Source organism: Halosolutus gelatinilyticus, from assembly GCF_023028105.1.
GTDB lineage: Archaea > Halobacteriota > Halobacteria > Halobacteriales > Natrialbaceae > Halosolutus > Halosolutus gelatinilyticus.
The window spans coordinates 3,322,740-3,335,898 of the sequence record NZ_CP095491.1; the positions used below are offsets into that span (position 1 = coordinate 3,322,740).

A 13,159-nucleotide genomic window follows, 5' to 3' on the forward strand; every position below is an offset into this window, starting at 1 on the left:
GGCCGAGTCATGTACGATCGAATCGCCATCGACGACGTCGAACCCCGCGACATCGAGGGCATCGAACCCGCGTTGCTCCCGATCGGGCTGGAACTCAAACCCGAGCGAATGCGCCCGAGCGTCTGGCACTACGACGCGGGCGAGAAAAACGAGTACCACCGCCAGGGGGAGCAAGAGGAGTTATACGTCGTCCTCGACGGAGCGCTCGAGGCGACGATCGAGCGGGACGACCGCGAGGTCGTGGAGTTGACGACCGGCGACGTACTCGTGGTACCCCCGGAGTCGTGGCGCCAACTCGAGGCGATCGAGGAGAGTCGCGTGCTCGTCGTCGGCGCGCCGAACGTCAAGGACGACGCGATCCACGAAGAATAACGCGAGCAACCGGGTTCGATCAGCGATCGAGCGCGACGGCAACGCCGAGCAGCGCGAGGCCGAGGACGACGGCCGCGCCGCCGATCGTCGCCTCGACTTCGGCGAGGGCGACGGTCCCACCGGCCACCACGCCGGCGCCGCCGGAACCGGCGAGCGCGGCCGTCGCGAGCCCGCCCGCGGCTCGGTCTTCCGCGCCGTCGGTCCGCGAATCGATCGTCTCGAGTCTGTCTCGCATCGACTCGAGTCGAGCGTCCAGCGAATCAACGTCGGCCGCGATCGAGTCGGCGGCCGATCCGCCCGCGGTCGCGTCGGTTCGCGTCTCGAGGGCGTCGAGGTCGTTCGCCACCCGATCGATCCGATCGGCGAGGTCCGCCAGTCGCGCCGTCGGATCGGCGTCGACGACCGTCTCGAGTTCGTCGTCGAGCTCGGCGAGCGTTCGGGAGAGGGACTCGTAGTCCTCGCCGAGCGATTCGACGGCCGCGGCGAGATCGGCGACGTCCGCCGCGACGGCGCTCACCGCCTCGTCGCCGTCGTCGTTTTCGAGGCGCGAAGCGAGGTCGTCGGTGCGCGACTCGATCGCCTCGACCCGTCCGGAGAGCGTTCCGACGTCGGTCTCGAGGGCCGCTCGCACGTCGGCGACGTGAGCTTCGGTTTCGGTTCTGACGTCGTCCTCGCGATCCTCGAGCTCCGATCGCACCTCGTCGAGTCGATCGTCGAGCTCCGACCGGACCGCTCCGAGCCGATCGTCCAGCTCGGACCGGACGTCGTCCGCGCCCGACCGGATCTCGTCCGTCCGGTCGTCCAATTCCGATCGAACGTCCGTCACGCGATCGTCGAGCGTCTCGAGGCGGGCCGCCAGACTCGTTTCGAACTCCGCGAGTCGATCCTCGACCGCCGCGACGTCGGTCGCAATCCCGTCGAGGTCCTCGACGATCGACTCGATCGTCTCGCCCTGGTCGGCTACCGATCGCTCGACCGCCGCGACGTCGGCTGCCGTCGCGGTCTCGGTTTCGACCGCTTCGACGGATTCTTCGACGGCGGCGAGATCCGCCGCCAGGGTCGACACGTCGTCGGCGACCGCCGCGAGTTCCGCGTCGACGTCGTCGACCCGGTCGGGATCGACCGTCTCCGCTTCGAGGTCGGCGATCGAGTCGCGAACCGCCGCGATGCGCCGATCGAGAGCAGCTTGGACGTCGGACAGCTCGTCTCGGACGCCGCCGAGATCGTCGTCGATCGCGTCGATACGGCCATCCGTCGCGGAGAGCCGATCGTCCACGCCGTCCACTCGATCGACCGCCGAATCCAGCCGATCGCCGACGCCTGCGAAATCTCCCTCCACGGACTCCAGCCGAACGCGCGCGTCTTCGACGGCCGTCTCGAGTTCCGAGATCCGCTCGTCGCCCCGGTCGAGTCGGGACGCGGCGTCGGCGAGTTCCTCGTCAACCGCGGCGAGCTCGTCGTCGATCGTCGCCTCGACGGCGGCGAATCGCTCGTCGGCGTCCGCCGACAGGTCGTCCGCACGCTCCGAGAGGGCGTCGAGTCGATCGTCGGTTCGCTCCGAGAGGTCGTCGAATCGCTCGTCGACCCCGTCAACCCGGGTCGACTCCTCCTCGAGTCGCCCGGCGAGCCCCTGGACGCGGGTGGCGATCCGATCGGTCTCCCCGTCGACCGCCGCGAGCTCTTCGTCGAGCCGAGAAACGACCTCGTCGAGCCCCGAGACGGTTTCGTCGACGGCGTCCAGGTCGGCCGTGGACGCCGTCTCGGATTCCAGGTCGGTCAGCTCGTCCCGGAGCGTCTCGATTCGGTTCCCGAGCGCCTCCGTTCGATCGTCGATCCCCGTCAACTCGTCGCCGAGGGCGTCGAGTCGATCGTCGAGGGCGCCGCGTTCGTTCGCCGCGTCGTCCGTCGCCGATTCGAGCGTCTCGAGGTCGTCGTCGATCGCGTCGAGGTTCCGTTCGAGGTCCGAGAGCGCGTCGTCGAGCGCGCCGAATTCCGTTTCGAGAGACGCGACGTCCTCGTCGGTCGCGTGAGTGTCGCTCTCGGCTTCGAGGTCGGCCAGATCGGCCGCGAGGCCGTCGAGTTGCTCGTCGACGGCGTCGAGTTCTTCGGCGGGGGCCGCCCGCTCTCTCACGTACTCGAGGTCGGCAACCAGTTCGTCGACCGCCTCGCTGACCGACCGGATCTCCTCATCGCGGTTCGCGAGCCGATCGAACAACTGGTCGATCGCGTCGTTCGCCCGCGCGTCGTCGCGATCGGCGTCGAACGGCTCGTCGAACGAGAGCGCCGTCCGGTTGGCGTCGGATCCGGAAGGGGCGCCGGCGTTCCCGCCCATCTCCGCGGCGTCTACGGCCCCGGCGCGATCGTCCGGATCCGCCGTCGACTCGGACCACGTGACCTCTTCGAAGGCGTCGACGTCGTCGGCCGCGGCCGCCAGCGCGCCCCGCGCGGCGCTCGCCGCCGGGTCGTCGGCGAGTCGAACGCCGCGGATCGAAAACGGCAGGTCGGCCGCGTCGAATCGGCCGCCGATCAGGTACTCGACGCCCTCGACCGCGCCGTCGCCGGCGACCGCGATCGGGACCGCGAGTCCCTGCTGGACGTCGCCGGCGTCCGCCTCGGTTCCGATCGCGTCGATCAATTCGCCGATCAGGGCGTCGTACGCTTGTGCGAGCGCACTCTCGATGTCGCCCGTCGCCGCGTTCGGATCGAGGACGAACTCCTCGAGGACCGCCGCGACCCGCGCCGACGCCTCCCCCGTTTCCGCGGCCGCCTGCCGAACGATCCGCTCGCTGCCCGTCGCGATCGAGAACGCGAGCACCGGCACGCCGTAGTAGGAGAGGGCGACGCTGGTCGTTTGCTCCCCGAGACAGATGCCCAGCCCCGTGTAGTTGTCGCCCGCGAGTTGATCGTAGACGACGGCGAACCCGCGGCTGATCGGCGTCGCGTCGTCCGCCCGGTCCTCGAGCACCGATTCAACGGCCGTCCGGTGGGCCGCCGTCGGCGCTTCGGCGTCGAGCACCGTCCCGGGCGTCGTGTAACAGAGCCGGCCGTCGATCGAGCCGTCGAGAACGTCGTCGACGATCGCGGCGAGCGCCGGTTCGGCGTGCCCGTCGACGACGAGAACGCCGTCCGAGAACAGCGACGTGGGCTCGCCGCCGTCCGCGCCGTCCGCGACGGTTCGCGCGGCCGTTCCGACGGCGTACGTCGTACCGTCGTGGTCGACGGTACGGGCAGTCCCCTCCGCGTCCGAGACCCCTGCCTCGCCGAGCGTCCCCTCGTCGGCGGGGAGGACGATCGCCGGCGCCGACTCGATCGACGGCTCGTCGCGCCCGCCGGTAGCCGACCGGATCGCCCCGGGTCCGATGTCGAGACCGTATCCCATGGCCACCGCAACCGAGACGATCCTCTTGGACCTTTGGCTCTGAGTACCAGAACTGAAAACCAGCCCCGATCGCCTGCGCCGAATGCGGGCGATCCCTCCACTCGCATCGCCCCCAACGGATCACGGCGCTCCGGCCGACGGTTCGGAAACCGGCTCGCCGATCGTCACCGCGTCGCCGACGGAGAGGGGCGTCCCCCACGACGAGTCGGGAGCGCGCGTGTTGACCATAAGTCGGAAGTAGTGGTCGAACCGGTCGTCGGTCGCCCACTCGGGAAGCGTCTCCTCCCGGCGAGAGACGAAGGTCTCCTGGAAGCCCTCGGTTTCCTCGCCCGTGTCGGGATCGCGGGTCGGGACGACGCAGCGTTGACACGGGTTCACGCCGTGGAGCCTCGCCGGCCCGATCTCGAACGGGACGACGCGACCCGGCTCGTCGTACAGCCGATCCTCCCAGAACGCCGGGACGTCGCCGACGACGAGGTTCGGACGCAATCGTCGACGCATCTCCGACGGATCGATGCCGTCGTACCACGACGCGACCGCTTCGATCGTCCCGTCGCCGATGATCGTCGGCCCGGACGCGTCCGCGTCGTCGGGAAAGCCGCCCTCGTCGTTTCGGACGAGTTCGACGGGATAGCCGAAGAAGTCCGAGAGCCACGAGGAGAGACAGTCCCGATCGAGTTCGAGGTGGAACGCGTGCCCCTCGTCGACGCCGCGCTCGCTGACGGTGATCGTCTCTCGATCGAGGTCGTACACGGCGGCGAGGTCGTGGACGCGCTCCTCGCGCTTGCCGTTAACGTACGCGCCGTGCGGGGCCTCGCCGAGACGCGGGCGCTCCGTGCTCTCGACGATCGCGTACCGTCGATCCCACTCGAGAGCGCCGGTTTCGACGATCGTCGTCGACTCGACCGTCGTCGCGTCGAGCGCCTTGACGGGGTGGACGCGGATCCGATCGAGAGTAGCCATGGAAACAGGTGTCCACAGCCCCCGGCTTAGGCCTGTCCATTCTGCGTCGCGGCGCGAGTCGACCGATTCGCCGCCCGCGAACCCTCGACGCTGCAGGCATTCGGACGCCTGCGGAATCCGGGCGCGTTCGATCGTCGGTCGATCGGCTCGCACCCGCCGGAGATCAGCCCCGATACAGCGCGTCTATCGGCGATCAGAATTTATTCTGATGTGAGTACTTTTCTATTCTTTTCTGAATACCGAGTGTTTTTCGGGAGATTATAGATCGGGTAGATAGGGCCTGAATTGCCCATAATATCCGTACAAAACGTCTGGCATGGGTAAGAAGTGACACACTCGGATCAAAACACCTCATGTTTATACCTCAGAAGGGTGGCGTGTTACGTATATGTCCGAAACCGGGGCGGAGCCCCGTCCGCTGGTCCGACAGCTTCCCGACCCAACCGATGCCTCGAACGTCCGCTACAATCCGTCGCTCGCCGAACTCCGCGAGTTCGCCCGGCCGGACGAGACGACGACCGAGTTCGGATCGCCGTCGTACGTCAGCGAGTACCGATCCCGGAGCGCCGATCGGACGAAAAACGCCGTCGACCACGAGTTCGCCGACCGCGACCACGACCTCGTCGCGGACGCGATCGACGCCGCGTGCGACGCCGAACTGATCTGCGTCGATCGGCTGATGGGGCGTCACCCCGACGCCACGTTCTGTTGCCGGCTGTACGTTCCGGTTACGTACGCGCGCATCGCGCTCGCGTGGGCGAACCTCTTCGAGCCGGCGGACGGTCGCGATCCCGACCTGTACACGGTTCAACTGCCCGACTACGACGAGACGGCGATCCGCGTCTTTCCCGACGAGGGGATCACGGCGGTGTTAGGCAGCGACTACATCGGCGAAGCCAAGAAGTCGTTCCTCCGGCTGTTCATGTACCGGATCAAACAGCTCGGCGGGCTCGGGCTCCACGCCGGCAGCAAGCGCGTTCGCGTGCGCGACGGCGACGGAACCGTGCGAATCGTCGGGCAGGTGTTCATGGGCCTGTCCGCAACCGGCAAGTCCACGCTGACCTCGCACGGCTGCTGGCTCGATGATCCCGAAGACGCCGCGATGTTACAGGACGACGTCTGCGGCCTCCTTCCCGACGGATCGGTCGCCGGCAGCGAGGGCAAAGGGTTGTTCATCAAGACGATCGGCCTCGACGACGAACAACCGGAACTGTACGCGGCCGCGACGGACGAGTCCGCGATCCTCGATAACGTCGCCGTCGACGACGACGGTACGGTCCGCTTCGACGAGGACCGCTACACGGCGAACTCCCGGGCGATCGTCCGGCGCGAGCACGTCGCGAGCGCCGACGACGAGATCGACCTCGATCGGATGGATCAGGTCTTCTTCATCACCCGGAACCCCCTGATGCCGCCGGTCGCCAAACTGACCGACGAGCAGGCCGCCGTCGCCTTCATGCTCGGCGAGTCGATCGAGACCAGCGCGGGCGATCCCTCTCGGGCCGGCGAATCGATCCGCGTCGTCGGAACGAACCCCTTCATCGTCGGTTCCGAAGGCGAGGAGGGGAACCGCTTCCATGACCTGATCCGCGAGCTCAACGTCGAGTGTTACGTCATCAACACGGGCTACGTGGGCGACGAGTCGAACGACGTCGGCGTCACGGAGTCCGTCACGATCCTCACGGAAGTCGCCCGGGGAACGATCGAGTGGACCGCCGACGAGCGAACGGGGCTGACGATTCCCGAGTCGGTGCCGGGAGTCGACGTCGGAGCGTACTACGTCCCCGATCACGTCGAAAACTACGACGACGCCGCGGCGGAACTCCGGACCGAACGCCGCGAGTATCTCGACCGGTTCGACGAACTCCGCGAGGAGATCACAACCGCGGTCTACTGAGCCGCGAACGAACGCGAACCGAAACGAGTTCGAAAACGAAACGATCGCGTTCAGCCATTCTGGGGAGTGTAACGGGAACGGACGGCGCCCGAGTCATCATCGGCTGGCCGCACAGTCGCCCACGTGTCAAATTATCGTATCGATTGGTTTCTCCGACAACCGTACCGGTGGCTTTCGGTCCGTTCCCACCCCTTCTCCCGGGATCCGTTTCGTAACCTACAGTTTTCGATCGAGAGTGGTCGCCTGAACGACGTATTTCCCGGCGGAACTGAATATTTATCACTGAAATGGTACTACCGGTTTACAAATCCGGACACTTCCCATCGGAGTGGAGGCATGAACGCACGCACAGTACGAAATGTACTCGTCGTAGCGGTTGCGCTGATGGTCTGCGCGAGTGTTGGCGTCTTCGCGATCGCCAACACGGGCGCGAGCATCAACCAACCCGACGAGGACGACGATGAGAACGCTACAGAGGCAGACGAACAGGACGGCGGCGGAAACCTGCAGGTCACCGTCGAGAACGCGACGATCGTAGTCGTCGGCGCTGATCACCAGCTGGCCGACGAAATGGAAGGAAATACCGGCGTCGTGGACGACGGCGCGCTCTCCGGCGACAACGAGACGGTCGGCGAAAACGACACTGCAGCCGGTACCGGCGACCAACACCGCGCTCTCGTCCACGAGACGTCCGTCGAGGTGACGGTCGAGCAGGCGTCGATGCTCCACCAAAACGGACAGAACGGAGTTGACGCTGAGGACGGTGCGGACGCCGAAGCGGAGAACGAAACCGACGGCGAGACCGAAGGTACGGCCATCGGTGGCGATACCGAAGGCGAAGCCGACGAGAACGAAACGGAGGCCCCCGACGCCGGCAACCAAGAGCTCACGATCGAGGAAGCGACGATCGTCATCGTCCTCGACGACGAGATGAGTGACGACGGCGCGCTCGGCAACGAGACGGCCGACGGGGACCTGACCGAGAACGATACCGCGGTCGAAAACAACGAAACTGACGTCGGTGCGGAAGACAACGTGACTGGCGTCGGTGTCGAAGATAACGAGACCGGCGTCAGTGTCGGAGACAACGAGACCGGCGTCGGTATCAACGGAGCCACGGATAGCGAACTCTCGCTCGAATCCGCGTCGGTCTTCGTCGTCGTCGAGGAGATCGGCGACACGAGCGGCGCGGAATCCGGCGCTGCCGGCGGTATCGAAGACAACGAAACTGGCGTCGGGAGCGACGGCCTCGGAACCAACGAGTCCGACGACGCGGCTACCGGACTCGAAGACAACGAGTCCGGCGTCACGGACGACGGCCTCGAAGATACCGGCGCCCAGGGCGACGGAGACAGCTTGCAGGTGACGATCGAACGGGCGACGATCGTCATCCTAGTCAACGACGTCGGCGACGCGGCCGACGACCCGACCGCCGACGAGGGCGTCGAGGATAACGGCAACGCGACGGTAGATGAGGAGGCCGAGGTCGGTAGTAATGACGAGACCGAAGTCGGAGATGACGACAACGTGACGGTCAACGAAAGCGTCGGGGCTACCGACAACGCGACGGTCGGCGAGGGCGTCGCAGCTACCGACAATGCGACGGTCAACGAAGGTGGCGGAGCTACCGACAACGCGACGGTGAACGGCAACGGGGCCGAATCCGCCCAGGAGGCGGCCGACACAACCAGCAACTGCTAACGGCTGGACCTCCGTAGCCGTTTTTGCGCGACGGTCGACGGCACGCCTTCGGTTAGACGCACGTGCTGCCGTCAGGCGCCGATCGGACTCGCGCAGCAATTGCCGCACACTGATACCGTTATATGCGTCCAGTTCTCACACCCGATAATGAGCGCACAGTTACGGAAGCCAACCGCACGCTCCTGTGAGCGGTGCAGTCGAGCGGAGAAATGGGACGAGGACGTAGAGGCCTGGCAGATCGCCCGCGACGACGGTGAGAAGCAAGTCGGCAATCCCCACTGCATCCACGAGTGGGACATCAACGGCGCGTTCAATCCCGTCACCGGGGCCATCAACGGCAAGTGAGGGACTCCCGCAGGCGGAGACTGCGCCCGATTCCCGCCTCGTGGGCGGACTTTTTATCCGTTCGACCGTAGCCGTCTCACATGCCGACCGTATACATCACGGCGCCGCCGGACGAGGCTGACGCGATCGCCGAGCGACTGGTCGAAGAGCGGCTCGCGGCCTGCGTCAACCAGGTACCGACCACCTCGACCTACCGCTGGGAGGGCGAGATTCACCGCGACGAGGAGGCGGTGTTGCTCGCGAAGACGACCGACGACGCCTACGACGACTTGGTCGATCGACTCGCGGAGATCCACCCCTACGACGTGCCGTGTATCGAGCGATTCGACGAGACGCACGTCCTCGACTCGTTCGCCACCTGGCGATCGGAAACCGTCGACTGACGGGACGACGGCGGACTTGATCGCCGGTTCGATCGATCGTGGGGACGGGGCGCACGGTCCGTGACTGCCCGAAAAAGCAACCCTTAAAACTCGCGCGCGGGTTCTGTCGGGTATGGCTGGAACCATCGAAGTGCTCGTTCCGGGTGGCCAGGCCAACCCAGGCCCGCCGCTCGGTCCCGAGCTCGGACCGACGCCCGTCGACGTACAGGCGGTCGTCCAGGATATCAACGACCAGACGGCAGCGTTCGACGGCACCGAAGTCCCCGTCACCGTCGAGTACGAGGACGACGGCTCGTTCGAAATCGAAGTCGGCGTCCCCCCGACGGCCGCGCTGGTCAAGGACGAAGCCGGGTTCGACACCGGCAGCGGCGAACCCCAGGAGGACTTCGTCGCCGACCTCTCGATCGAACAGGTCAAGACGATCGCCGAGCAGAAGTCGCCCGACCTGCTCGCCTACGACACGAAAAACGCCGCGAAGGAGGTCGTTGGAACCTGCGCCTCGATGGGCGTCACCATCGAAGGCGAGGACGCCCGCGAGTTCAAGGAGAAGGTCGACGCCGGCGAGTACGACGACGTTCTTGTGAGCGAAGCGGAAGCGTAGTCCCGAGGGCTCGGGCCCTCACGGAGAGTCGAACTACCGCCCGATCGATCGGGTGGCCGGCGGGCCGGTTTTCGTCGGTACGACGCCAGTAGCCGTGGGTATTCGGCGTATCCGTCCGCGGTTCGGAGTTTCGATCCGCCGGCGACGTACAGCGGTGCGCGGCGGACCTGGTGTCCACTGCGAAGTGCCCTGCGTCACGGTCGCCGGAGCGCGAAACCCGGAACGCGGTGCGTCTCCGCTGGGATCCGATCGCGGTTCTGATTCGGGATCGATGGACGGGTGACAGATCGGTGGACGGGGTGACGGGATTTTACGCATCGACGACCGAGAATACACGTGGGACGCATCTACAGGTGTACCGACTGCGGAGCTCACTTCAGGGCGACGCACAGACCCTGTGGTCTGTGCGGGACGGAACGCGGAGCGTCGATCCGCGACGTCTGCAACAGCTGCGGCGGTCAGCTGAACGAGTCCCCGTCGCAGATCTGCTCCGTGTGCGGATCGGACGCCGTCGAACCGACGTCGGCCGGCTGATCCGAATCGCTCGGGCGAAAACGTTCCGGCGGCCGCCGATCCGCCGCTCTATATCTGGTTCGCCGGCGGGATGGTTCGTTCGTCCGGATCGGCCGCGCCGCCCGCTCCGAGCAGAATGCGGACGCTCGCACCGGTTCCGAGCGCGGCACCGATACCGCCGATCACGATCGCCGTCGGAACCGAGAGCGCGGCGACTCCCCCCAGGAGACCGCCGACGAGGATACCGACCGGGAGTCGATCCTGGCCGGCTCGCGCCGCGATCGACTGACCGATCGCGGTGAGTCCGATCGCCGTCACCGTCGGGAACACCGTTGCGCTGAGAACGACGAGCGGAACGCCGAAGAATACACCGACCTCCGTGCCGAGCATAAGTACCCCGGCGGCCGTGAGCAGTCCGAGGACGAGCGCGCTCGGCGCGCCGAAGCAGAACGAAATGACGGGGCTCCGGCGACACTTCCGCACCGTCCGATTGCCGTATCCGTGGAGGAGTCCGAGGACGACGACCGCGACGAGCACCACGGCGGCGACGCCGAGTCCGAACCGTCCGAGCGGACCGAGCGACCCGATCGTCTCGATCGGGTCGACCCCTCCGACGCGCGCGATCGACGAACCACCATCCGCCGTATATAATTCTGTCGGCCACATATGCGAATGTTATAGTTTCACGGCCGAAAGAGTTTTCGGTCAGTATCGTTCGTCCCGTCGGCGCGGTTCGTCCGACCGGTGCCAATCGCCTCGCATCGCCGTCGCCCTCGATCGAACCGCGATCGACACGCGACGAGTTTTTCCCCGTCCCGACGGGTCGTGGATCGCCTCCGCCTGCGTCGTGATTCCAGTTCGACGGGTTTAAGTCCGGCATGCCACTTCGTTCAACAGAGACAGGCGTAGCCTGTTTCACTGACCCGTAGGAGCAGTCCTGCGTACTACGGAGGTGAACGATGGCAGATTCGGATATCGAAACCGCAGTAACTCGCGCACTCGAGGATGCGCCCGATCGGAACTTCACCGAGACGGTAGACCTCGCGATCAATCTGCGCGACCTTGACCTGAACGAACCGTCGAACCGTGTTGACGAGTCCGTCGTCCTGCCGTCCGGAACCGGCCAGGAGACACAGATCGTCGTCATCGCCGAGGGAGAAACCGCCGTCCGCGCCGAAGAGGTTGCGGACCAGGTGCTCTCGGAGGACGACGTGGCCGATCTGGACGACGACGAGGCCAAAGACCTCGCAGACGAGACGGACTTCTTCATCGCCGAAGAGGCGATAATGCAAGACATCGCCCGGCACCTGGGTACCATCCTCGGTCCCCGGGGGAAGATGCCGGACCCGCTCTCGCCAGACGAGGACGTCATCGAGACCGTCAACCGGCTCAAGAACACCGTGCAGATCCGCTCTCGCGACCGCCGCACGTTCCACACGCGCGTCGGCGCGGAGGACATGGGCGCCGAGGAGATCGCCGACAACATCGACGTCATCCTCCGGCGCCTGCACGCCGATCTCGAGAAGGGCCCCCAGAACATCGACTCCGTCTACGTGAAGACGACGATGGGCCCGTCCGTGGAGGTGGCCTAACATGAGCGCAGAGGCCGAACGCAAGACCGAGAACCTTCCTCAGTGGAAGAAAGAGGAGGTCGGTGAGCTCGCCGACCTGATCGACGACTACGAGAGCATCGGGGTCGTCGGGATCGCCGGAATTCCGTCGAAGCAGCTCCAGGACATGCGCCGCGGCCTCCACGGCACGGCCGAGTTGCGCGTCAGCCGTAACACGCTGCAGGTCCGCGCGCTGGAGGCGGCCGACCTCGGAGAGCTCGTCGACCACGTCGACGGGCAGGTCGGTCTGGTCGCGACGGACGATAACCCCTTCACGCTCTACAAGGAACTCGAGGCGTCGAAGACGCCCGCACCGATCAACGAGGGCGAGGTCGCCCCGAACGAGATCGTCATCCCCGAGGGTGACACCGGGGTCGATCCCGGCCCGTTCGTCGGCGAGCTCCAGCAGATCGGAGCGAACGCGCGCATCGAGGACGGTTCGATTCAGGTTATGGAGGACTCGACGGTGCTGGAAGCCGGCGAGGAAGTCTCTGCGGACCTGGCGAACGTCCTCAACGAGCTCGGAATCGAGCCCAAGGAAGTCGGGCTCGACCTGCGCGCCGTCGTCGCCGACGGCGTGCTCTTCGACCCCGAGGACCTCGACATCGACATCGAGGCCTACGAGAGCGACGTCGCGACGGCCGCCGCTCGCGCCCGGAACCTCTCCGTCAACGCGAGCTACCCGACCGAAGCGACCGCGCCCACGCTCATCGCGAAGGCCACGGGCGAGGCCAAGAGCCTCGGCCTGCACGCCGCGATCGAGGACGAAGACCTGATGCCGGACCTCGTCAGCAAGGCCGACGCGCAGCTGCGCGCGCTCGCGGCCCGGATCGACGACGAGGAGGCCCTGCCTGAGGAACTGCAGGACGTCGAGGCGCCCGCCGCCGAACCGGCGGCCGCCGAGGACGAAGACGAATCGGACGATGAACAGGACGACGCCGAGGCCGACGACGCCGACACCGACGATGACGACGAAGACGACGGTGACGGCGCCGAAGGGCTCGGCGCGATGTTCGGATAACCACCACCGGAGGAGATTACAATGGAATACGTTTACGCTGCACTCATCCTGAACGAAACGGGCGAAGAGATCAACGAAGACAACCTGACCGACGTGCTCGACGCTGCCGGCGTCGACGTCGAAGAGTCCCGCGTCAAGGCGCTCGTCGCCGCGCTCGAGGACGTCGACATCGACGAGGCCGTCTCCGAGGCCGCCGCCGTCCCCGCCGGCGGTGCCGCCGCAGGTGGTGCCGCGGCCGGCGGCGAAGACGAGGAAGAGGCCGAAGAGACCAGCGACGTCCCGGACACGACGGACGAGGACGAAGACGACGACGAAGACGACGACGCCGGCGGCGAGGGCCTCGGCGAGCTCTTCGGCTAAGTCGGTTCGCGACG

The 13,159-nt window shown here is 66.4% G+C and carries 12 protein-coding genes; 9 read left to right on the forward strand and 3 right to left on the reverse strand.

The genetic code is table 11. The annotated features are described in order from the left end of the window. Nucleotides 1-9: 9 nt before the first annotated feature. Nucleotides 10-372, forward strand: coding sequence for a cupin domain-containing protein (locus MUH00_RS16325; RefSeq protein ID WP_247000388.1), 363 nt, complete (start codon nt 10-12; stop codon nt 370-372). A 19-nt stretch (nt 373-391) separates the two neighbouring features. Here the strand turns inward: MUH00_RS16325 and MUH00_RS16330 are convergent, their stop codons facing one another. Together MUH00_RS16330 and MUH00_RS16335 are read right to left on the reverse strand one after the other, a co-directional pair. Next, entirely contained in the window at nt 392-3,751 is a 3,360-nt protein-coding gene (locus MUH00_RS16330; RefSeq protein WP_247000390.1) for a disk-shape morphogenesis protein volactin, read from the reverse strand. A 120-nt stretch (nt 3,752-3,871) separates the two neighbouring features. Then, a complete protein-coding gene (locus tag MUH00_RS16335; protein ID WP_247000392.1) occupies nt 3,872-4,714 on the reverse strand; it encodes an MOSC domain-containing protein in 843 nt (280 codons plus the stop codon). Nucleotides 4,715-5,102: 388 nt separating this feature from the next. Here MUH00_RS16335 and MUH00_RS16340 point away from each other — a divergent pair, with 388 nt between their 5' ends. The 5 genes from MUH00_RS16340 to MUH00_RS16360 all read left to right on the forward strand — a co-directional run bounded on the left by MUH00_RS16340 (nt 5,103) and on the right by MUH00_RS16360 (nt 9,641). Then, the gene (locus MUH00_RS16340; RefSeq protein ID WP_247000393.1) at nt 5,103-6,611 is read left to right on the forward strand and encodes a phosphoenolpyruvate carboxykinase (ATP); all 1,509 of its coding nucleotides are present in this window, start codon (nt 5,103-5,105) and stop codon (nt 6,609-6,611) included. A gap of 384 nt (nt 6,612-6,995) precedes the next feature. Continuing rightward, nucleotides 6,996-8,312 carry a putative sodium/potassium/calcium exchanger gene (locus tag MUH00_RS16345; RefSeq protein WP_247000394.1) on the forward strand — a complete coding sequence of 439 codons (1,317 nt, stop codon included), beginning with the start codon at nt 6,996-6,998 and terminating at the stop codon, nt 8,310-8,312. Between the two features lie 147 nt (nt 8,313-8,459). Next, complete coding sequence (locus MUH00_RS16350; protein ID WP_247000395.1) at nt 8,460-8,657, forward strand: HEWD family protein; 198 nt, start codon at nt 8,460-8,462, stop codon at nt 8,655-8,657. Nucleotides 8,658-8,737: 80 nt separating this feature from the next. Further along, entirely contained in the window at nt 8,738-9,040 is a 303-nt protein-coding gene (gene cutA / locus MUH00_RS16355) for a divalent-cation tolerance protein CutA (RefSeq protein ID WP_247000396.1), read from the forward strand. Between the two features lie 112 nt (nt 9,041-9,152). Beyond that, nucleotides 9,153-9,641: a 50S ribosomal protein L11 gene (locus MUH00_RS16360; protein WP_247000397.1), complete on the forward strand. Its 489-nt coding sequence runs from the start codon at nt 9,153-9,155 to the stop codon at nt 9,639-9,641. A 582-nt stretch (nt 9,642-10,223) separates the two neighbouring features. Here the strand turns inward: MUH00_RS16360 and MUH00_RS16365 are convergent. Beyond that, nucleotides 10,224-10,820 (reverse strand): hypothetical protein, encoded by a 597-nt coding sequence (locus tag MUH00_RS16365; RefSeq protein ID WP_247000398.1) that lies wholly within the window; start codon nt 10,818-10,820, stop codon nt 10,224-10,226. Between the two features lie 293 nt (nt 10,821-11,113). Between MUH00_RS16365 and MUH00_RS16370 the strand changes: the two genes are divergently transcribed. From MUH00_RS16370 to rpl12p, 3 genes are read left to right on the forward strand one after another with little or no spacing between them, the layout of a single operon-like run. Further along, nucleotides 11,114-11,746 carry a 50S ribosomal protein L1 gene (locus MUH00_RS16370; protein ID WP_247000399.1) on the forward strand — a complete coding sequence of 211 codons (633 nt, stop codon included), beginning with the start codon at nt 11,114-11,116 and terminating at the stop codon, nt 11,744-11,746. 1 nt (nt 11,747) lies between these two features. Then, nucleotides 11,748-12,785 carry a 50S ribosomal protein L10 gene (locus MUH00_RS16375; RefSeq protein WP_247000401.1) on the forward strand — a complete coding sequence of 346 codons (1,038 nt, stop codon included), beginning with the start codon at nt 11,748-11,750 and terminating at the stop codon, nt 12,783-12,785. Nucleotides 12,786-12,806: 21 nt separating this feature from the next. Beyond that, complete coding sequence (rpl12p, locus tag MUH00_RS16380; RefSeq protein WP_247000403.1) at nt 12,807-13,145, forward strand: 50S ribosomal protein P1; 339 nt, start codon at nt 12,807-12,809, stop codon at nt 13,143-13,145. Nucleotides 13,146-13,159 lie beyond the last annotated feature (14 nt).